This window comes from Aquabacterium sp., assembly GCF_036273115.1.
GTDB lineage: Bacteria > Pseudomonadota > Gammaproteobacteria > Burkholderiales > Burkholderiaceae_C > Aquabacterium.
Genome location: NZ_DASUIN010000002.1, coordinates 206,631 through 228,722, shown reverse-complemented (window position 1 = coordinate 228,722; position 22,092 = coordinate 206,631). Strand labels below are relative to the sequence as shown.

The 22,092-nt window shown below is 60.9% G+C and carries 16 protein-coding genes; 1 reads left to right on the top strand and 15 read right to left on the bottom strand.

Annotation, left to right across the window (positions count from 1 at the left end; translation table 11 throughout):
* Window positions 1-5 precede the first annotated feature (5 nt).
* Genes VFW72_RS01765 through flhB form a run of 5 tightly spaced genes read right to left on the bottom strand, consistent with a single transcriptional unit; the run spans window position 6 to window position 6,670 of the window.
* Window positions 6-719, bottom strand: a complete 714-nt coding sequence (locus VFW72_RS01765; protein WP_329672540.1) for an RNA polymerase sigma factor FliA — start codon at window positions 717-719, stop codon at window positions 6-8.
* Window positions 720-735: 16 nt separating this feature from the next.
* On the bottom strand, window positions 736-1,575 hold the full coding sequence (locus VFW72_RS01760) for a flagellar biosynthesis protein (protein WP_329672539.1): 840 nt from the start codon (window positions 1,573-1,575) through the stop codon (window positions 736-738).
* 45 nt (window positions 1,576-1,620) lie between these two features.
* A complete protein-coding gene (flhF, locus tag VFW72_RS01755) occupies window positions 1,621-3,372 on the bottom strand; it encodes a flagellar biosynthesis protein FlhF (protein WP_329672538.1) in 1,752 nt (583 codons plus the stop codon).
* Entirely contained in the window at window positions 3,369-5,474 is a 2,106-nt protein-coding gene (flhA, locus tag VFW72_RS01750) for a flagellar biosynthesis protein FlhA (RefSeq protein WP_329672787.1), read from the bottom strand. Before flhA ends, flhF begins: the two co-directional genes overlap by 4 nt.
* A complete protein-coding gene (flhB, locus tag VFW72_RS01745; protein WP_329672537.1) occupies window positions 5,474-6,670 on the bottom strand; it encodes a flagellar biosynthesis protein FlhB in 1,197 nt (398 codons plus the stop codon). Before flhB ends, flhA begins: the two co-directional genes overlap by 1 nt.
* A gap of 239 nt (window positions 6,671-6,909) precedes the next feature.
* On the opposite strand from flhB, the gene VFW72_RS01740 reads away from it, so the two are divergent.
* Window positions 6,910-8,970, top strand: coding sequence for a DUF1631 family protein (locus VFW72_RS01740; RefSeq protein WP_329672536.1), 2,061 nt, complete (start codon window positions 6,910-6,912; stop codon window positions 8,968-8,970).
* A 60-nt stretch (window positions 8,971-9,030) separates the two neighbouring features.
* Here the strand turns inward: VFW72_RS01740 and VFW72_RS01735 are convergent, their stop codons facing one another.
* The 10 genes from VFW72_RS01735 to ppk1 all read right to left on the bottom strand — a co-directional run bounded on the left by VFW72_RS01735 (window position 9,031) and on the right by ppk1 (window position 21,949).
* On the bottom strand, window positions 9,031-10,578 hold the full coding sequence (locus tag VFW72_RS01735) for a SpoVR family protein (RefSeq protein ID WP_329672535.1): 1,548 nt from the start codon (window positions 10,576-10,578) through the stop codon (window positions 9,031-9,033).
* Complete coding sequence (locus VFW72_RS01730; protein WP_329672534.1) at window positions 10,575-11,891, bottom strand: YeaH/YhbH family protein; 1,317 nt, start codon at window positions 11,889-11,891, stop codon at window positions 10,575-10,577. Before VFW72_RS01730 ends, VFW72_RS01735 begins: the two co-directional genes overlap by 4 nt.
* Before the next feature lie 117 nt (window positions 11,892-12,008).
* Window positions 12,009-13,931, bottom strand: coding sequence for a PrkA family serine protein kinase (locus VFW72_RS01725; RefSeq protein ID WP_329672533.1), 1,923 nt, complete (start codon window positions 13,929-13,931; stop codon window positions 12,009-12,011).
* 230 nt (window positions 13,932-14,161) lie between these two features.
* Window positions 14,162-16,678 carry a GspE/PulE family protein gene (locus tag VFW72_RS01720; RefSeq protein ID WP_329672532.1) on the bottom strand — a complete coding sequence of 839 codons (2,517 nt, stop codon included), beginning with the start codon at window positions 16,676-16,678 and terminating at the stop codon, window positions 14,162-14,164.
* 85 nt (window positions 16,679-16,763) lie between these two features.
* The gene (tolA, locus tag VFW72_RS01715; RefSeq protein ID WP_329672531.1) at window positions 16,764-17,693 is read right to left on the bottom strand and encodes a cell envelope integrity protein TolA; all 930 of its coding nucleotides are present in this window, start codon (window positions 17,691-17,693) and stop codon (window positions 16,764-16,766) included.
* A gap of 2 nt (window positions 17,694-17,695) precedes the next feature.
* Window positions 17,696-18,079, bottom strand: coding sequence for a biopolymer transporter ExbD (locus VFW72_RS01710; RefSeq protein WP_414638768.1), 384 nt, complete (start codon window positions 18,077-18,079; stop codon window positions 17,696-17,698).
* Between the two features lie 59 nt (window positions 18,080-18,138).
* On the bottom strand, window positions 18,139-18,843 hold the full coding sequence (gene tolQ / locus VFW72_RS01705; protein WP_329672529.1) for a protein TolQ: 705 nt from the start codon (window positions 18,841-18,843) through the stop codon (window positions 18,139-18,141).
* 18 nt (window positions 18,844-18,861) lie between these two features.
* Entirely contained in the window at window positions 18,862-19,323 is a 462-nt protein-coding gene (gene ybgC, locus VFW72_RS01700) for a tol-pal system-associated acyl-CoA thioesterase (protein ID WP_329672528.1), read from the bottom strand.
* A 32-nt stretch (window positions 19,324-19,355) separates the two neighbouring features.
* On the bottom strand, window positions 19,356-19,874 hold the full coding sequence (locus VFW72_RS01695; RefSeq protein WP_329672527.1) for a SixA phosphatase family protein: 519 nt from the start codon (window positions 19,872-19,874) through the stop codon (window positions 19,356-19,358).
* Between the two features lie 44 nt (window positions 19,875-19,918).
* Entirely contained in the window at window positions 19,919-21,949 is a 2,031-nt protein-coding gene (ppk1, locus tag VFW72_RS01690; RefSeq protein ID WP_329672526.1) for a polyphosphate kinase 1, read from the bottom strand.
* Window positions 21,950-22,092 lie beyond the last annotated feature (143 nt).

The following is a 22,092-nucleotide window of genomic DNA, read 5'->3' as shown; positions in this document are numbered from 1 at the left end:
ACACCTCACCATTCGCGCAACTTCACTCTCAGACGTGCAATCGACTGGCTGTGCAACTGGCACACACGGGACTCGGTCACGCCCAGAACCGCAGCGATTTCCTTGAGATTCATGTCCTGCTCATAGTACATGCTCATGACGTACTGCTCACGCTCGGGCAAGTTCTTGATCGCTTCCACCAAGGCCACACGCATGCGGTGATCCTGCAGCATGCTCAGCGGGTCGTTGCCCTCGTCTGACACATGGCGGTCAAGGTAGTCATTGTCGCCATCCTCGCCACTCATGTCCTCCAGGTAGATCAGCTGGGTGCCGCGCACTTTGCCGAGCATTTCCTGGTATTCGACGAGGGTCAGGCCCATTTCCTTGGCGATTTCGCTTTCCTGCGGCGCTCGGCCCAGCTTCTGCTCCAGCTTGTGCACGGCCGACTCGATGTCGCGCTGCTGTTTGCGGGTGCCGCGGCTGAGCCAGTCTGCGCCACGCAGTTCGTCGAGCATGGCGCCGCGAATGCGCTGGGTGGCGAAGGTTTCAAATTGCACGCCCTGCCCTGCATCGAATCGGGTCAGCGCGTCGGACAGGCCGATCATGCCAACCTGGATCAGGTCGTCGATTTCGACGTTGGCGGGCAACTTGGCAATCATCTGGTGGGCCAGACGACGCACAAGCGGGCTGTATTGCTTGAGCATGGAATCGATGTCGAGACGGCCTTTGGCGGTGTACATGTTCTGCTCCATGGCATCAATTCAATACAGGGGCGACACGCGAGGGCAAAGCTGCCCCGGGTGACACCAGGTGGTCGAAAGCGGTGTCGCCCAGGGTCTGAACCCAGGCGCATCGCAACAGTCCTGCCGCCAGCTCCTGAAATTCGGCGCTGGGATCGCGGTCAGAGGATTCTTGAGGGTCGAGCCGCAAGCTGCGGTGCTGTGCTGCGCCCAGGAAACTGTCGGCACATTGCGCGAGGCGGCGAGCCACTTCGTCGGCCTGCTTCGAGCGGGCCGACGCGCACACCACCAGGTCGTAGGCCAGCCAATGGCCGCGCTGCACGATGACCTTGATGGCACCATACGCGTCGGTCAGGCCTTCTGCGAGGTCATTGCTGAACAGCAAGGGACGCAGATTGGCGTGCCCGGCTCGGTGACCAAAAATGCGAACCAGCTCGCTGGCCGAGGCGTGAATCAGGATGACATCGCTCTGCGGCGATGCGTCGGCCAGGGCATCCAGCAAGGTGGCACACGAGCCTCGGGCATCCACATGGCGCAGGGGCAGGCCTCGAGCCGGCATATAGCGCACCTGACGCGACAGGTCTTCAATGCCTTCAGCCAGGTCAAAGGCAGCCAACTCACTGGGAGGACGAGCCTGATCGCTGGCGTCGACCACCAGAGTGTGGAGACCAAAGCCGGCGTAGGTGGTACACAGGCGCTCTAGAACCAGCCCACCACAGGCTGCGGCTGGGTTGGCCACCACCGGGATGAACCGAATCACCCGGGAGGCAAACATCTGGCGCAGGCCGTGGGCCTGATCCGTGGGGCGCCCGGCTCCCGGGGCGCTTGCAGAGGTTGAACGGTCAGAACGAATCATGTTTTTGTGATGGTTATCAGATCGGTCAAACAGAATCAGATGTCATCAAACAGTTCGCGCGGACGCCTGTGCTTCACTCAGGTTGACTGGTGGCATCGAGAACACCAGGCTGACCTCGTTGGGATCCAGGCGATAAGCCGGGTTGAGGCTGGCACGCAGAGCCCGATGGATCAGCGCCTGAGCAGACAGACGATGCCAATCTTCTGGCACTCTTTGGCCGTTTGCTACACCGAGAACCCGAGTTTTGTGACGAATTAACGCATCCAGGGCTGGACCGAGCTTCACGGCTTCATCCAGCTTGGACAGAATCACGCCCGCGCATTGGTTTGCCTGGTAGGACAGCATCACGTCTTCGATGGCGTCACCCTGAGCTGCGGTGTTGACCACCAAGAGCTTTTGGATGCTGGGGTGAGCCAGCATGTCGAGCAGTTCCTTGCAACGGGCATCGCGCTGGGGCATGCCGGCGGTGTCGATCAGGATCAGCTTCTTGCTGGCCAGCAACTCGAGCAGGTCTTCCAGCGCAGCGCGGTCATGGGCCATGTGAACGGGCACGCCCAGGATGCGGCCATAGGCGCGCAGTTGTTCGTGGGCGCCCATCCGGTAGGCATCCAGGGTGATCAGGCCCAGGTTGTGGGCACCGTGTTTGGCAGCAAACGCGGCCGCCAGCTTGGCGGTGGTGGTGGTCTTGCCCACACCGGTCGAGCCGATCATGGCGAACACGCCAGTACGGTCTTCGATGCCGGGTTCCTGGTCGGCGGTGTTGAGGTTGCGTTGCAGCACCTGGGTGGCCCACTGCACTTCGTCGGCGGCACCGGAAGATACCTCGGCGGGCATCGCGTCCAGCATCTTGCGAATCAGCACAGCCGAGAAGCCTCCGTCGAGCAGCTTCTGCGCCAGTGCGGCCTGCGAAGGCGTGCGGCCCAGCTTTTCGATGAAAGCCATGGTCTCGAACTGCTCTTTCATCATGGCGCGCATGGCACGCAGCTCACCCAGCATGGTGGCATTGGCCTCTTGCGCGGCCTTCAAGGCTTCCATGGTGGCGGCGTCGGGGCGAGAATCGCGGCCCGGGTTCTGACGAGCAGTCAGGCCAGACAAGGTCAGCTCGGGGTTGTCGGTGCGCAGCGGCACCACCTGAGCAGGACGTGCCGGGGCAGGCTTGGGTTGTTCTACCGCTTGTGGCGCAGCAGCCTGAGGGCGCAGCAGTTGCTGCACATCGGGCCAGGCTTCCACGGGCTCATCACGCACGGGGGCCGCCTGCTGCATCATCGGCTCACCACCCAGATCCACCGAGGTGGACACGGCGGGGCGCTGGGGCTTTGGCTGAGCGAAACGCTGGCTCAGTTGCTCTTCGGGCGACACGGCCAGAGCGGGTTCGGTACGGGCTTGCAGAGCGGCCTGACGGCGCTTGAGCATGCGCTCGCGGACATAGTCCTGGAACGACAGGGTGCTCATGGCCAGTTGCTTGACGTCGTCTTGCACCGAGTTAGCCAGATTGGCCACGGTGTTGCCCACGCCAGACTTGCCCGACTCACGCTGAGGCGCAGCCTCCTTGGTCGCAGCCGCAGCAGCGGGTGCCACCTTGGGAAAGGTCACAGGCTCAGGGCGAGCTTGAGGCTCAGAGCGCTCGACAGGGTAAGAATCGATGGCTGGGACGCTGTCAGCGGCCATGGCCAGAATTTCGATGCCACCTTCAGGAGCGGGCTTGGTCGACAGGACGACGGCATCATCCCCGAAGGCTGCTTTGACCTTCTGCATGGCTTCGCGAGAATTGCGTCCGATAAAGCGTTTGACGTTCATGCGTGGCCTCCGATCAGGGTACCGATGCGAATCGAATGAGTCTCAGGAATTTCGCTGTGGCCGAGCACCTTCAGGCGGGGTGCGGCGCGCTTGAGCAGGCGGGCGACCATCGGGCGGATGGAATCGGGCACCAACAGGCAAGCGGGGTGGCCCAGGTTTTCCTGGCGTTGGGATGCGTCTGCGGCCTGGCGGGTCAGATGATCCGCCACACCGGGGTCGAGCATGGGGCCACCGGCGCTGGTCAGGGCCTGAGTCAGCAGGCGTTCCAGATCAGGTTCGATGGCGATGACATCCAGTTCGCGAACTGGACCGTAGATTTGCTGGACGATGGCGGGAGCGAGACCGACGCGAATGCGCTTGGCCAGCTCGGAGGGATCGTTGGCGAGCGCGGGGATCATCGCGGCTTGCTCGGCCACGGTTTCAATGATCGAGCGCATGTCGCGAATGTGCACGCCCTCTTCGAGGAGCAGTTGCAGCACTTTTTGCAGGGTAGCGATACCAACCATCTTGGGAACCACGTCTTCAATCAGTTTGGGAGCCAGTTTCGTTACATGCTCGACCAGTTGTTGAGTTTCGACTCGTCCCAGCAACTTCGCCGCATGCAGTTGCATCAAGTGTGAGAGATGAGTGGCCACGACAGTCGAGGGATCAACGACCGTGTAACCAGCCATTTGCGCGGCATCCCTTTGTCGTTCTTCCACCCACACCGCGGGCAGTCCGAAGGCGGGATCTACCGCCGGGGCACCCTGGATCGGATTGGTCACGTGGCCAGGGTTGATCGCCATCAGCATGCCTGGGAACACCTCGCCCTCGCCCACCACGGCACCGCGCAGGGTGATGCGGTAGAAGCTGGGGCGCAGCTCCAAATTGTCTTTAATGTGCACAGATGGCGGCAAAAAGCCGACTTCTTGCGCGAACTTGCGTCGAACGCCCTTGATTCGATTCAGCAAATCGCCGCCACGGTCCTTGTCGACCAGCTGAATCAGGCGGTAGCCCACTTCCAGGCCCAGGGTGTCAACAGGTTGCAGGTCTTCCCAGGTGGCTTCGCCATTCGGGTTGGCGGCCTCGGCTGGTTTCTCGACCGGCTTGGGCGCATTGCGCTCGGCCTCCTGCTTTTCGTTCAGCTTCCAGGCACCGTAACCCAGGCCACCAGCCACCGGCAGGAAGATCAGAGCCGGCATGCCAGGAATCACCCCCAACATGCCGATGATGCCAGCTGCCACCCCAATGACTTTGGGGTTGGTGAACATCTGGCCCATGATTTGCTGGCCAACGTCCTGATCTTTGCCGACGCGGGACACCACCATGGCGGAAGCCACCGAGATCAGCAGGGCAGGAATCTGGGCCACCAGGGCATCACCCACCGCCAGCAGCACATAAGAACTGGCCGCATCGCCGGGCGACAAATTGTGCTGAACCACCCCAATGATGAAGCCACCGATGATGTTGATGAACAGAATCAGGATGCCGGCAATCGCATCGCCACGCACGAACTTGGAGGCACCGTCCATCGAGCCATGGAACTCGGCCTCTTCGCCCACTTCCTTGCGGCGGCGTTTGGCTTCCTTGTCATCGATCAGGCCGGCACTGAGGTCGGCATCGATGGCCATCTGCTTACCGGGCATCGCATCCAAAGTGAAGCGAGCGCTGACTTCGGCAATCCGTTCAGAGCCCTTGGTGATCACCACGAAGTTGATCACCACCAGAATCGCAAACACGATCAGACCGACGGCGAAGTTGCCACCGATCAGGAAGTGACCGAACGACTCGATCACCCGGCCAGCCGCGCCAGTTCCGGTGTGGCCTTCCATCAGCACCACGCGGGTCGAGGCCACGTTCAGCGACAGACGCAACAGGGTCGTCAGCAGCAGCACCGAAGGAAAGGCCGCAAAGTCCAGCGGACGCAGCATGGTGGCCGCGACCATCATCACCATCAGGGCCGTGGCGATGTTGAAGGTGAAGAACAGGTCCAGCACAAAGGCTGGCAGGGGCAACACCATCAGGGCCAGCACGAAGACCACCACCAGCGGGGCCAACATGGCCTGGGTGTTCTTGGCCTGACCATTCAAGACGAGTTGAAGTTTTTGAAGCCAGGGGTTCATCATTCAGCCTCCACACTGCTCATGGCATCAGACTCGGCTTCGACCTGCTCTTTGAGCTTGGCCGATTGCAAAGGATCAAGGGCCGCCGGCACATCCAGGTCGGGCATGTTGCCGGGCATCGGGGCCTTGCCAGACAAGGCCGCCTTCAACTGGTACACATAGGCCAGCACCTGCGCCACAGCGCTGTATAGGGCCATGGGCACTTCGGCGTCGACTTCGGTATTGGCGTACAGCGCACGGGCCAGGGGCGGCGCTTCCAGCACGGGCACGCGGTTTTCGGTGGCAATGTCGCGAATGCGGAAAGCCAGCAGATCGAGGCCCTTGGCCACCACGCGCGGGGCGCCCATCGTCGCCTCGTCGTACTTCAGTGCCACGGCATAGTGGGTGGGGTTCATGACCACCAGATCAGCCGTGGGTACAGCAGCCAGCATACGCTTCTTGGCCATCTCGCGCATCCGTTGCTTGATGCGGCCCTTGACCTCCATATTGCCTTCCTGCTGCTTGAATTCGTCCTTCATTTCCTGATGGCTCATCTTCATCTTCTGAGCAAACAGGAAACGCTGCAAAGGCCAGTCCACGATGGCAAAGGCTGCCATCACCAGCAGCATGGAGCCCAGCACTTCGCCAATCGTCACGCCCAGGTCGTGAATGGCGGCAGGCAAGGGGCGGCCCAGCAACTGCACCATGTCAGGCCAGACCTTGGAGAGGAACATCGCGCCGGCTACACCCAGAATCAGGGCCAGCAGACATGATTTGAGGGCGTCGATCAACTGTTGCTTGGAAAACAGATTCCCGAGGCCAGTGATGGGATTGAGCTTGCCGAAATTGGGCTGCAGCACCTTGAAGGTCATCACCCAGCCGCCAGCAATCACGCCGGCTGCGACCGATGCCAATGCCACAGCCAGACCAAATGGCACGATCATCAGCAAGGCCTGACCAGCCAGGCTGCCCAGACGCTCGAGCATCATTTCAGGGGCAGCCACCGTGCGGGCGTCAAAGCGCATGCCGGCGGTCATCTGCAATTGCAGGCGGTCCATCCACACAGGGGTCAGCGCCAGCAAGATGCCAGTCGCAGCCAGAACCACCAGGAAATGCCCCAGATCGCGCGAACGCACGACCTGCCCGTCTTCTCGGGCTTTCTGCAGTTTCCGCTCTGACGCGGGTAACTGCTTGTCTTGTGAACTTTCTTCGGACATGGCGAAAGGGATTTACTGCGACCTGTCCCCGATTCTTGAGGACCGCAGCAAAATCTTTAGCGAGATAAGCGGGGCCCAACAGGCTCTATTTCGCGCCCCGGAAGGCACCCGCTCGAACCGACGCCCCGACCCGCCCTGCCCTCAACTCGACCAGCCCCTCACCGCAATCTCCACAAATGACCGCTTTGTGTGAGCCTCTTCACGGCTTACGCCCCCCGATAAACCACTAGCATGCCCCCATGGCCCACAACCCCCATTACCTGAAGCATGTCCAGAGCGTCATGGCCCGCGTGCCAACGCTGGCGGCGCAGTGGGTCTCGTTGACCTTGGGCGCTCTGCGGGCATCCAATACTGATCTGGCCTTGGCCAACGACCGTCGGCTGCTGTTCCAGCTGATGGAATCGCTTCAGAACCAACGCAAGAAGCTGGAAGACCAGTTTGCTTACCAGATTCAGGCCGAAATCGAGGCCGCCGATCGCCCTAGCAGCGCCACCAGCCTGGACAACATGCGGCTGGACCAACTGAAGTTGGTGGACGAATCAGAAGCGGAAAAAGAAATCGAAATTTCTCGCACCCTGCAACTCATCGACCTCAAGGCAGAGTGGGAATTGCGAGAGCTTCAAGCGTTTGCCGCCACGCTCCAGGGCGAGAGCACCTTGAGGCCCGAGGCCAACATCTTCCGGCCCACGGTTTTTGCGCGCGCCCTGAGCAACGCCACCAACGATCTGGGCTTATCCGTTGGCGAACGCAATCTGCTGCTGCGCATCGGCGCCAAGGTCTTGTCCGAACTGCTGCGTAATTTCTACGCTGAAATTTGCGACGATCTGCGCAACCAGGGGTACACGCCACTGGCGTACCGAGCCGTGACGATGCCTCCCCGCATCCCCGCCTCCGACATCAACGTGACGCAGCCTGGCGCCCTGCAAAGCCTGCTGCACCGCATTCCATCGCAGCACCTCATGGGTCGCGCCATGCCGGCACCCATGGTGGCAGCCTCGCTCGACCATGCCTTGGGGCAGCTTCCCAGTAGCGGTCAGATCAGCGCTCCTCCGCCACCCGGGGTCCGAGCCGATCCTCAAACTGTCGCCCTGATGTCGCGCCTGTTCGAGCAAATGGTGAAGGACGAGCAGCTGCAACCCGCCGTAAAAAAGGTCATTGCCCAGCTCCAGCCCTCGGTGCTGCGTGTGGCCATGCACGACCCTCGCCTGCTGCGAACCGACAAACACCCGGCCTGGCGCTTCATGAACGAAGTGGCGTCCTACGCGAACGGCCACACCGGCCCGAAGCAATCCGGGCTGTCCTCCTTCATGGCCTTCCTGCAACCGCTGGTTCAGAACCTGGTTGAAAACCCACGCCCGCAAGCGGCCGAGTTTGAAGAGGCCCTGCATAAGGTTCAGAACTTCATCGAACTGCGCTCTCAAGCAGAACTGCAGCCCACTCAACAGGCTGTCAGCGAGCTCGAGATCGCCGACCAGCGACAGGCCCTGAAACCCATCTTGCGCCAGCAGGTTGCGCGCCAATTGGCGGCAACGAAAGTGACCGAGCGCGTCAAAGACTTTCTCAGCGGCCCTTGGGTCGATGTGCTGGCCCACACCATGGCCACCCACGACCATGACGATGCCGAGGTGCAAACCATGCTCGGCACGGTCGACGACCTGCTCATGAGCTTGCAGCGACCGGCCACGCCCGAAGAGCGTCAAGCGCTTCGTCGAGCACTCCCCGGCCTGATCGAGCGGCTGCAAAAAGGCATGGCCTTGATCGACCTGCCTCAGGGTCAACGCGATGCCATTCTGGACGAGCTGATGATCATTCACAGCCGTTACCTCCGCTCGACGCCGAAGCCCCAACGCGAGCCTACGCCTGAGGAGTTGGTGCGTCAGATGCAGGACGAGATGACGCAGGAGGAGGAACTCGAGCCAGAGCCGGTTCGTCCGCGTCAGGAACTCGACACGAATGTCGGCTCCCTGCCGACCGTCCCCATGTCATTTGGTGATGAGATCCCGAGCGATGCGCCCAATGCGGCCGTGTCCGAATGGATCGACACCCTGCACAAAGGCAGTTGGTGCAAGCTGCTGCTCCAGGGGCAATGGGTCTCAGCCCACCTGCTCTGGTTCAGCGCGAACCGCCAATTCTTCATGTTCTCCAGCGATCATGCCGGACGCATGCACTCACTGACTCGCCGCGCGCTCGAGCGCCTGCGCTCGGAGGGCTTGGCCACCAGCCTGGAAGACCGCAACCTCATGCAACGTGCGGTTGACAGCCTGCTGCAGGATCTGGACACCAACACCGGGCCTCTGTAACACCTGCAGTCTTTGCAGCGGTCGAAGCACACAGCCCCAAGCCGCGCCGCCCCACTCCGATCACTCAGCGTTGGCCGGCACCACCGTCCAATGCTGGCGCATGTCTCCCGTGTGGTTCACGCTTTCCATATGGACCGGGAAGCCCCACAAGCGGGCCACATGTTTGAGCACCTCGCGGGTGCTGTCACCCAGAGGCCGGTCGTTGTGGCGGGTATGGCGCAGGGTCAAAGATCGGTCTCCCCGCAAATTCACACTCCAAACCTGAATATTGGGCTCGCGCGAGCCCAGATCGTATTGGCGCGACAAGGACTCGCGTAGCGCTCGGTAGCCCGAATCGTCGTGTATTGCGCTGACTTCATACTCCGACGCCTCTTCTTCATCACGAATGGCGAAGAAACGGAAATCGCGCATCACCTTGGGACTCAGGAACTGCCCGATGAAACTTTCATCCTTGAAGTTGCGCATGGCGTAGTCCAAGGTCTTCAGCCAAGCATGCTCTTCCTTGGGCGTGTTCTGAGCTGAACCGGCGAAATCGGGGAACCACAGGCGGTCTTCTTCGGTGGGGTGCTCACAGATCCGTTTCAGATCGGTGTACATGGCGAAACCAAGCGCGTAGGGGTTGATGCCACTGTACGCCCGGCTGCCCACCTGGGGCTGATAAATCACATTCGTGTGAGACTTCAGCCACTCCAGCATGATGCCGTCGGTGAGGTAGCCGTCGTCATACATGGTGTTGAGCAAGGTGTAGTGCCAGAACGTGGCCCACCCTTCGTTCATGACCTGGGTTTGCCGCTGCGGATAGAAGTACTGCGCCACCTTGCGCACGATGCGCACAATCTCGCGCTGCCAGGGCTCCAGCAAGGGCGCATTCTTTTCAATGAAGTACAGCAGGTTTTCTTGCGGCTCGGCCGGGAAGCGCCGCACCGATTCTTCCTCGCTGAACTTGTCGGCCCGGCGTGGCAGCGTGCGCCACAAGTCGTTGACCTGTTGTTGCAGGTAGGCCTCGCGCTCTTCGCGACGCGCCAGTTCCTTGTCCAGAGACAACTTGCTCGGCCGACGATACCGGTCTACACCGTGGTTCATCAGAGCATGGCACGAGTCCAGCAACTCTTCTACGGTGTCAATGCCATAGCGCTCTTCGCAGCGGGCCACGTAGTTCTTCGCATAGACCAGGTAGTCGATGATCGACCCCGCATCGGTCCACATGCGAAACAGGTAATTGCCCTTGAAGAAACTGTTGTGCCCATAGGCCGCATGCGCAATCACCAGGGCCTGCATGGCCATGGTGTTTTCTTCCATCAGGTAGCTGATGCAGGGGTTGGAGTTGATGACGATTTCATACGCCAGCCCCATGAAGCCACGGCGATAGTTTTTTTCGGTGGCAATGAATTCCTTGCCGTACGACCAGTGCCGATAGTTCACCGGCATGCCCACGCTGGCGTAGGCATCCATCATCTGCTCGGCAGTGATGATCTCAAGCTGGTTCGGGTAGGTGTCAAGCTGGTAGCGCTGCGCCGTGTTGCGGATGACGTCGTGGTATTCCTCGATCAACTCGAAAGACCAGTCAGAAGGGCCCGGCAAGGGTTTGGTGTGGTCAGACGTGCTCATGCATCCACTCCTTCCTTCTTGAACAACTCACGGAAGACGGGGTAGATCTGCGAGGGCTCCAGCACCTTGCGCATCGCAAAGTGCTTGTGCTTTTCCGCCAGAGCGAGGTATTCGTCCCACAGGTTCTGTTCGGTCTGCGCCACCTGCACATAGGCGTAGTAGCGCACCAGCGGCAAGATCTTGTCTTCGATGATTTCGCGGCAGCGGCTTGAATCGTGGTGCCAGTTGTCGCCATCGCTGGCCTGCGCCACATACAGGTTCCACTCGCTGGTGGGGTAGCGCGCCTGAATGATTTCATCAAGCAGCACCAAGGCACTCGACACCACGGTGCCGCCGGTTTCGGTAGCGTGGAAGAAATCGTGTTCGTTGACCTCTTGCGCCTGGGTATGGTGGCGAATGAACACCAACTCAATCTTGTCGTAGTGACGGGTCAGGAACAAATACAGCAAGATGAAGAAGCGCTTGGACAACTCCTTGCGCTGCTCGTCCATCGAGCCCGACACGTCCATCACGCAGAACATCACAGCCTTGGTGGTCGGCACCGGCACCTTGATGCGGCTGCGGAAGCGCAGATCAATCGGGTCCAGGAAGGGAATGCCCATGATGCGCCCACGCAGGTGGTGCAAACGCGCTTCAATCTCTTCAATTTCCTTGGCTCGTTCCTGCACCAAGGCGGCATCGCCCGGGGCACTGCCTGCCTCGGCATTGAGGCGACGCAACTCCTCCAGCCGCGCTTCCAGCTCTTGCACTTCGCGACGGCTGCTGGCGCCCAAAGCGATGCGGCGCCCCAAGGCCCCGCGCATGGAGCGCACCACGTGCAAGTTGTTGGGCGTGCCATCGCTGCTGTAACCCGCGCGCTGGCTTTTCCATTCAGGCACCTCAGCCAGTGCCGTGCGAACCAAATTGGGCAAGGCCAGGTCTTCAAAGAAGACCTGCATGAACTCTTCCTTGCTCAGGGTGAAGACAAAGTCGTCTTCACCTTCGCCGGAATCGCTCGCATCCCCCGATCCACTGCCCTGCCCGCCGCCACCTTGCGGCTTCTCGATGCGGTCGCCCCGCACATATTCGCGATTGCCGGGGTGCACCACTTCGCGCGTGCCGCCATCGCCATGACTGAACACAGGCTCAGACAGGTCACGCTTGGGAATGGCAATGTCTTCGCCTTTTTCAATGTCGCGAATGCTGCGGCCATTGATGGCGCGCTGAACGGCTTCTCGCACCTTGTCGCGGTAGCGACGCAAGAAGCGCTCGCGGTTGCCGACTGACTTGTTCTTGCCCGCCAGTCGGCGGTCGATGATGTGTTGACGCGTCATGTCAGCCCCTCGCTCGCGGAGTACCACGAGCGATCCCCCGAGGGGATCTCGCCCGCCTTGGGGCGGCCCGGCGACGGGCTCGCCCGCTCCGTTACGCTCACCTGCATAGAACTCCGATCAGGACGACTTACGCACTCGCAAGTACCATTCACACAGCAGTCTGACTTGCTTGGCCGTGTAGCCCTTCTGGACCATGCGGTTCACAAAGTCTTCGTGCTTCTTGACTTCATCTGCACTGGCCTTGGCGTTGAAGCTGATGACCGGCAACAATTCTTCGGTGTTGCTGAACATCTTCTTCTCGATCACGGTGCGCAGCTTTTCGTAGCTGGTCCACAAGGGGTTCTTGCCGCCGTTGTTGGCCCGGGCCCGCAACACGAAGTTCACGATCTCGTTACGGAAGTCCTTCGGGTTGGCAATGCCAGCAGGCTTTTCGATCTTTTCCAGTTCGGCGTTCAGCGCCCCACGATCAAAGATCTCGCCGGTGTCGGTGTCTCGGTATTCCTGATCCTGAATCCAGTAATCGGCGTAGGTGACATAACGGTCAAAGATGTTCTGGCCGTACTCGGAATAGCTTTCCAGGTACGCAGTCTGAATCTCTTTACCGATGAACTCGGCGTAACGAGGCGCCAGCATCTCCTTGATGTAGGCGATGTACTTTTGCTCCGTCTCAGCCGGGAACTGTTCGCGCTCGATCTGCTGCTCCAGCACATACATCAGGTGCACCGGGTTGGCCGCCACCTCCTGGCTGTCGAAGTTGAACACCTTCGAGATGATCTTGAAGGCAAAGCGGGTGGAGATGCCGCTCATGCCCTCATCGACACCTGCATAGTCGCGGTACTCCTGAATCGACTTGGCCTTGGGGTCGGTGTCTTTCAGATTCTCGCCGTCGTACACCTGCATCTTGCTGAAGATGCTGGAGTTTTCCGGCTCCTTCAGGCGTGTCAGGATGGCGAACTGGCTCATCATCTTCAGGGTGCCGGGAGCGCATGGCGCACTGGCCAGCGACGAGCCCCGCACCAGTTTTTCGTAGATCTTGATCTCTTCGCTCACACGCAGGCAGTACGGCACCTTGACGATGTAGATCCGATCCAGGAACGCTTCGTTGTTCTTGTTGTTGCGGAAGGCCTTCCACTCGGATTCGTTCGAGTGAGCCAGCACCACGCCGTCAAACGGGATGGCGCCGAAGCCTTCCGTGCCTTTGAAGTTGCCTTCCTGGGTCGCGGTCAGCAAGGGATGCAGCACCTTGATGGGGGCCTTGAACATTTCGACGAATTCCAGCAAGCCCTGATTGGCTAGGCACAGGCCACCCGAGTAGCTGTAGGCGTCGGGGTCGTCTTGCGCGTAGGTTTCCAGCTTGCGGATGTCGACCTTGCCCACCAGGCTGGAGATGTCCTGGTTGTTTTCATCACCGGGCTCGGTCTTGGCAATGCCCACCTGCTTGAGGATGCTCGGGTAGCGCTTGACCACCCGGAACTTGCGGATGTCGCCACCAAACTCTTCCAGGCGCTTCACCGCCCAGGGGCTGAGGATGCGCTGCAGATAGCGGCGAGGAATGCCGTATTCCTTTTCCAGAATCGGGCCATCCTCCGTCGGGTCAAACAGCCCCAGCGGCGACTCATTCACGGGCGACCCTTTGATCGCATAGAACGGCACCTTCTCGGCCAGCAGCTTCAGCCGTTCGGCAATCGAAGACTTGCCGCCACCCACCGGGCCCAGCAAGTAAAGAATCTGCTTCTTTTCTTCCAGGCCTTGCGCCGCATGGCGGAAGTAGCTCACGACCTGCTCGATGGCATCTTCCATGCCATAGAACTCTTCGAAAGCCGGGTAGATCTTGATGACCTTGTTGGTGAAGATGCGAGACAGGCGCGGATCGTTGCGCGTGTCGATCATCTGCGGCTCACCGATGGCCTTGAGCATGCGCTCGGCAGCCGTGGCGTAAGCGGTCGTGTCCCGCTTGCAGATCTCGAGGTATTCCTCCAGGGAATATTCCTCTTCGCGGGTGCGCTCGTAACGAGCGGCGAAGTTGCTGATGACGTCCATGCAGACCTCCAGAACCAACGACTCAAGCCATTGATGTTCATCTGGAAGACCGGGAATCCAGCTGCGGTGACCCGGCCTAACTGACTCGCATCGCCTTAACACCTAAGATCAATGAAATCGCCTGATCTGGATACCCAGAGAAACCATGGTTTCCCGGCCCAATTCGCGACTTCCTTGTCTCTATCTTGCACCTTTTTTGACAAGCGTGTTGCTGCATCAGTACAACAACCTCATCGATTGCTTGTCGCTCGCACTTCATCCAGACTGGTCACCCCAGCCAGGACTTTCTCGATACCGTCCTGGCGCAGCGTGCGCATGCCCTCTCGCATGGCTTGCTGCTGCAACTCTTCCGCCCGAGCTCCGGTCTGAATCATGCGGCGCAACTCGCGGCTGATGGACATCAGCTCATGAATGCCGGCCCGGCCTTTGAAGCCGGTGTGAGCACAGCGTTCACACCCTTTGTTGTGGTGCAGCATGAGCTTGCCGTTCTGGCCAAACTCTTGAGCCCACCGCGACAGCACCGCCTCTCGAGCCAACTCAGGTACCCCCTGGGGCACGCAGTAGAGGTAGTCGGCGAGCAACTCTTCAATGTAGGCATCACTCGCTGGTTCGGAAACCAGGCACTCCGTGCACAAGCGCCTGACCAGACGCTGCGCCAGCACCACCAGCAAGGAATCGGCAAAATTGAACGGGTCCATGCCGATGTCGAGCAGGCGCGTGACGGTTTCGGGCGCGCTGTTGGTGTGCAGGGTCGACAAGACCAAGTGACCGGTCAGCGAGGCTTCGATGCCCATGCCGGCGGTTTCCTCGTCGCGCATTTCCCCCACCATGATGACGTCGGGGTCAGCACGCAGAAACGCCCGCAACGCCTTCGCAAAGGTCCAGTCGATCTTGCTGTTGACCTGCACTTGCCGCAGCCCCGGCTGGGTGATTTCGATGGGGTCTTCTGCCGTCCAGATCTTGCGCTCTGGCACGTTGATGTAACTGAGCGCGGAGTGCAGCGTGGTGGTCTTGCCTGAACCGGTTGGCCCCACGCACAAGACCATGCCGTACGGCCGTTCCATGGCCTCTTTCAGACGTGTCAGGTTGCGGGAGTTCAAACCGATTTTGTCCAGCGGCAGGGGCTTGGCCGAGGCCAGAATCCGCATCACCACATCTTCCAGGCCGTTGTTGGTCGGAATGGTGGCCACCCGCAGCTCGATCTTGTACTGGGGCACAAACCGAGCAAAATTGATCTTGCCGTCTTGCGGCTTGCGGCGCTCGGAGATGTCGAGATCGCACATGATCTTCAAGCGCGCCACCATCGCATTGCGATAGTTGTGAGGCAGCTCCAGGTAGGGCAGCAGAGCCCCATCTTTGCGGAAGCGAATCTTGACCTTCTCACGCCCTGGGTAGCATTCGACATGGATGTCTGACACGCCCTGGGTGTAGGCCTCGACAATCATGGTGTTGATCAATCGCACCAGCGAGTTGTCGCTTTGCTCGATCGTCCGGTCTTCTTCCCGGTTGTTCGATTCTCGATCGGCTTCCAGATCAGCCACCAACTGGATGGAATCGACGGACTCCATGTCGTAGGCGGGCGGCTCGGCGCTCATGTTGGCGGCATGGTGGCCAACATCGGCCCCGATGTTGGCGTACAGATCACGAATGGCCCAGTCGATCTGGCTGTGCTGCGCCAGCACCGGCACGATCTTGCTCTGAGTCACGAACTCGATTTCAGCCAGTTTGGCGTGAGCACTGGGGTCTTCCAAGGCCACGATCAGGGTGTTGTCGCGCTGCAGCAAGGGCACAACATGCAAACGCGCCGCCACCTGAAATGGCACCTTCAGCAAGGCGTCCATTTCAGGCTTGAACTTCTCCAGGTTCACCAGCGGATAGCCCATCTTGCGCGACAAGGCCGTCTGCAAATCGTCACGCGAGACCAAACCCATCCGAATGAGCAATTCACCCAGTGGCACCCCCCGGTCGCGCTCTTGCTGATGCAGGGCATCGCGCAACTGCGCTTCGGTGATCATGCCCATGGCGGTCAGCGCCTCGCCAATGCGCACCATGGGCATGGAGCTTTGTTGCTCAATGGCGCGCAGCAATTGCTCGGCGGTGACCACCTGACGCGTCAGCAGAATTTCACCCAGGCGTTGATTGCGCAAGCGGGCTTGCTCGTCGATGGCCAGATTGATCTGGGCTGGCGTGGCCGCCTGATGCTCGACCAGCACCTCTCCAATGCGAGGCCCGAACTGGACCCGGTCAATCACTTCGGCTGGAATGAACAGGCGATTGACGTTGCCATCGGCGTCGAGCGGCGGAAACAGGAACAGGCCGAAGGGCATCTGGGCATGCCCCATGGTGTGGCCACGCAATTGCGACCCATCCTTGAGCCAGACCCGGTATTCCGTGTTCATGCGCTGATCCAGCACCGCTGCGTGCGGATCGACCTCGGGCGAGGTCACGGAGGCGGCGAAAGGCCGTGTCAGCAGCAGCGAGCGGAACTGGCCAAAGCGCAAGGGCATGGTGGTGCGTGACGGCGGCACCTGCACCTGAGCCACCTGCTCGTCTGGCACGAAAAACACGAGCCGTCCGCGCATGAGGCGGCCATTGAGGCCCACGATTTCGCAGGGCTCATGGTCGGTCTGGGGCTCGGGTTGCGGATAGCAGGCGTAAGGAGGCGTCGGCCAGCGGAACAGACCCGCGTCCGGGGCCGAAACATCGGTGTCTGTCAAAGACAGGGGCGGCTGAGACGGTTCAGACATGACACAGGTATCCTATTCAACCTGTGCCATCTTATGAAAAGCAGGCGTTCACAATCCGGCCATCAGAGGCCGAAAGTCAGGCTTGTTAGAAGTCCTGCGGGCGGAAATTGAACTCGAACGGACAAGGCACGCGCTTGTGCTCGTCTTGTGGCAGCACCTGGGTGCGTTCCAGGGCGCGCAGCACGGCCTGATCCCACTGTTCGTTGCCGGAAGCGGCAATGATGGTGCTGCGGGTGATGCGACCTTCCGAGTTGCACTCCACCTTGACCAATGCAGCTGGGTTACCCGCCACCCCATCGCGGGGGAACACGATGTTGGCCTTGATACGGGCTCGCAGACGGCCGATGTAGCTGTCGCTCAACCCTGCGGAGGCAATCTGGTCTTGCGCCAGGTTGCGCATCAGCCGATCCAGGTTGGCGCGGCGTTGCGCAGCCAGTTTTTCGGCTTCGGCCTTGGCCTTGGCCGCTTCAGCAGCCTTGGCGCGCGCCTCTTCCGCCTTGGCCTTGGCTTCCGCTTTCGGATCGGGCTTCACCGACTCTGGCTTGGCAGGGGCTTTCACAGGTGGCTTTTCAGCCGCCTTGGGGGGCACCTTCTTGGGCGGATCGGGCAGGAAGACCTCTTTGGGTTCCTTCTTGGCAGGCTTCTTGGCTTCCTTTTCCGCCTTGGCCTTGGGCTTGACTGGCACCATGGCCATGTCGGCCGGCTTCTCCAGGGGCTTTTCAACCGCGGGCTCGGCGGGAGGGACGGGTTTGGGCGGTGGAGTCACCTCAGCGGGCTGAGGTGGCGGCGGTGGTGGCGGCTCGGGCTGTGGATTGCCTTCCTGAACCTTGGGCACCTCGGTCCACATTTCTGCTTCGACCGGGGGCGGTGGCTGGATCTTCCAGTGCACGCCCAAGGCCAAAGCCCCCACCAGCAACAGGTGGGCGAACAAAGCCATCGCCAGGCCAGGCTTCCAGCCTCCGGCGTCTTGCGGACGGAACCGAGTTGAATCAGCCAGCACCATCGCTCCCGACATGGTCAACCGCCTGTGGTGCGCACCGACAGGCCCACGCGGCCAATGCCAGCGCGTTGCAGGGTGTCCATGATCTTGACCACGGCCTCGTAGCGCACGTCTTTGCGCGCAGAAATGATGACCGGCACCGCGGCCATGCCACCTTCCGCACTGTCTTGCACCTCTTTCACCTTGGTGGCCAGATCGGGCAGCATCACCATGCCGGCATCGCGACTGTTGACGCGCAACTTCACCCGATCTTCGTCTTCCACCACGATCTCGACCACTTTTTCAGGTGCCTTCTGGGCCTTGCCCATGGTGGGCAGGTCGACCATCCCTGTGGGCAGCAAAGGCGCACTGACCATGAAAATGATGAGCAACACCAGCATGACGTCGATGAACGGCACCATGTTGATTTCGCTCTTGGTTCGGCGGCGACGGCCGCCCAGGCCGAATGGTTCCGCCACGATCACTGCCCCACGTTGGCACGGCCGGGTTCGGCCGGGGTGGCATTGCGCGCCAGGATGTTGGAGAACTCTTCGACGAAAGACTCCATCTGGATGGCAATGCGATCAATGTCGCGTGAGAAGCGGTTGTAAGCCAGCACGGCGGGAATTGCAGCGAACAGGCCAATGGCCGTGGCCACCAGGGCTTCGGCAATGCCAGGGGCCACCGTGGCGAGGGTAACCTGCTGCAGGTTCGACAGGCCCGTGAAGGCGTGCATGATGCCCCAGACCGTGCCAAACAGACCGATGTAAGGGGATACGGAGCCCACCGAGCCCAGGAAGTCGAGCTTGGCTTCGATCATGTCCATTTCACGCTGATAGCTGGCGCGCATGGCACGACGCGACCCGTCAAGCAAGGCGGCCACGTCGTTGACGCGGCGCTCACGCAGCTTCATGAACTCGCGCATGCCGGCGGCGAAGATGCGCTCTTGAGGGGACACCGGGCCTTCGCCGCGTTGCGCGTCCTGGTAGAGCTCCTGCAAGGTTCGGCCCGCCCAGAATTCCTGGTCGAACTCTTCGTTGTCAGTGCGCACACGGCGCAAGCCAATGAATTTGCCGAAGATCACGGTCCAGCTGGCCAGCGATACCGTCAGCAGCAACGCCATCACCAATTGCACCACCAAGCTGGCATGCATCACCAACGCGATGATGGACAAATCCTGGTTCATGAAAATCAACCTCCAAAGTCAATTGTGATGGATGCCGGCCGCCCCGGTCAGCACGGCCAGCATGTCAGCCGGAATGCGTCCGGGCCTGAAGCCTTCAGCCCCCGGTTGCACCCAACCTATGCGGATGCGACCTTCGGTCAAGACCTGGTCGCCCCGCAGCACTTTCTGATCAAACACCATGGATGCCCTGCCCGCTTCCGCCACCTGCACGGTCACGGTCAGCCAGTCGTCAAGCCGCGCCGGCCGCACATAGCGCACCTGGGTTTCGCTGACGACAAACATGCCGCCCCCCGACTGCCGAGACGTTTCCTGGCCATAGCCCAGCGTGCGCAACCATTCGGTCCGCGCCCGCTCCATGAACTTCAGGTAGTTGGCGTAAAACACAATGCCGCCGGCGTCGGTGTCTTCCCAGTACACCCGGACATGGAGCTGAAACGAAGGGGCAGAGTTCCCCGACTCGGCGTTGGCAGAGGCATTCATCAGGCTCGATTATCGCGGCTTTACGAGCCGGATCAGAGCCAGTCGGGCGACTGCACCGTTTGCAGGGTCACTTGTTGTTCACCATGACGCTCGCGCAGGCGCAACCACCACACGGCCCCTTTCTTGACCGACCAGACCAGATCATGGCCCGTCAACAAGCGTGCAGCAGCAACGCCCAGGGTGGGTTGGTGCCCCACAATCAACACCGGCTCTTTGCCCTGAGGCCAGCGGGCGGCTTTGAGCAAGTCATCCACCGAAGCCGCCGGGTTCAACGCTTTGACCGTTTTGAACGAACGCCCCAGGGCCAGGGCGGTTTGCTGCGTGCGTTGTGCGGGGCTGACCAGCACCCGGGTCGACTCAGGCAAGCGCTGATTCAGCCAGGCGGCCATGCGCTCAGCTTGCTTGTGCCCCTTCGGGGTGAGGCTGCGCGCCAGATCGCGAACGGGATCGATCCGCACGGTGAGGTCCTGCCCCTGGGCCAGCGCTTGCGCCTGCTCGTCTGTCAGAGGCAGGTCTTCGGCCTGCGCGTGGCGCCACAAGATCAGATCCACTTTGTCCCCTCTCCCATTTCAGCGCCATCGGGCTCTAGCACGCCTTAAAGCGGCGCCCGGTAACGCGCCATCAACGCCTGCTGAGCGCTGTGCCCTTCGGTGCCCACACGGTTGTAGAACCCTTCGCTGTCTTGCACCCAGGCGTCCCGCCCGTCCATCAGGTAGGGGATCAGGCATTCGTCGATCACCCGCTGACGCAAGGCGGCATCGCGCACGGGCCAAGCCAGTTCGATGCGCCGCGTCATGTTGCGGTTCATCCAGTCGGCGCTCGACAGGTACAGGGCCTCGTCGTGCTCGTGTTCGCCCCAGCGGAAGTAAATGACGCGGGTGTGCTCCAACATCCGCCCCACCACCGAGCGCACACGGATGCGATCGGTCAGCCCCGCTACGCCGGGCGGCAACACGCAGGCGCCCCGCACGATGAGGTCGATTTCCACCCCTGCCTGGCCGGCATCAATCAAGGCGCGAATGAGCGGTTCGTCGGTCAGGGCATTGACCTTGACGACGATGCGCGCAGGCTTGCCCTCGCGAGCCGCGTCTGCCACCCGGGCCATCTGACGAATCAGGGCTTTTTGCAAATTGAAGGGAGCCAGCAGCAACTGGCGAGCCGCCTTCAGCTGGGTCATGCTGGACAACTGGGTGAACAGGTTGTCCACGTCGGCCGTGATGTCGGGGTTGCTGGTCAGGTAACCGACATCGGTGTAGAGCTTGGCCGTTTTGGGGTTGTAGTTGCCGGTGGACAGGTGGGCATAACGGCGCAGACGACCACCTTCACGGCGGGTCACCAGCATCATCTTGGCGTGGGTTTTCAAACCCACGATGCCGTACACCACCTGGGCACCCAGCGCCTCCAGGCGTTCCGCCCAGTTGATGTTGGCCTCTTCGTCGAACCGGGCTTTCAGCTCCACCACAGCCAGCACTTCCTTGCCCCGGCGCACGGCCTCCAGCAGCAAATCCATCAACACCGACTCGCTGCCAGTGCGGTAAATGGTTTGCTTGATGGCCAGCACATTGGGGTCGTACACCGCCTCGCGCAGGAACTGCACCACAGCGTCAAACGACTCGAAGGGGTGGTGCAGCATGACGTCGCTGCGGCGCAAGTGGTCGAACATGCCGCCGTGCTGCGGCAGGCCCTCGGGCCAGCTGGGCTGGTAAGGGGCGAAGCGCAGGTGATCGCCCTCGGCCTGGTCCACCAGTTGCGACAAGCGAACCAGATTGACCGGGCCATTCACATGGAACAGGGCGTGGCGAGACAGGTCGAACTGCTCAAGCAGGAAATCAGACAGGTCTTTCGGACAGCTGCGCACCACTTCCAGGCGAATGGCCTGACCGAACTGGCGGGTGCTCATTTTGGAGCGCAAGGCCAGACGCAGGTCGGTCACATCGTCTTCATCGACCTCGATGTCGGAATCTCGGGTGAGGCGGAACTGCGAAAACGCCTTGATCTCGCGACCAGGGAAGAGTTCGTGCAGGTGGGCGCGAATCACGCTGGACAAGAGCACAAAGGCTTGCTGCCCCTCACTGACCTCGTCTGGCAGGCGAATGACGCGAGGCAACACACGAGGAATGCGCACGATGGCGATGTCGTTATCGCGACCAAAGGCATCGCGACCGCCCAGACGCACAATGAAGTTCAGCGTCTTGTTGGCGACCTGCGGGAAGGGGTGGGAAGGGTCCAGCCCGATGGGCACCAACAGGGGTTGCACCTGCTTCTGGAAGAAACCCGCTACCCATTCGCGCTGCAGGTTATTGCGCTCTTCATGATTGAGGATGACGATGCCCGCCGCCCGCAGCTGGGGGCCCAATTCGTCGTTGAACACGCGGTACTGGTCTTCCACCAGTTGGTGCGATTCCTTGGCCACATCGGCCAGGTACTGGGCGCCGATACCGGTACCACGGGTTTTGGACGCTTCCAGAATATCGGCATAGCGAACCTCGAAAAACTCGTCGAGGTTGGACGACAGGATGCAGATGTAGCGCAGGCGCTCCAGCAGAGGGACGTCTTCACGTTGGGCCTGTGCGAGCACGCGGCGATTGAACTCGAGGATGGCCTGTTCGCGGCTGAGCAATTTCAAACGTGGAACTCCTGGCACAGAGGGACCTTCTGGAACAACAAATACAACGGGCAATACTGAATTCAGTGTATGACGGCACTCATGTCAGAAGTTTGACAAAAGCATGACAGCTCAGACCAAGGGTAAATGCGGGCATCTGGCGT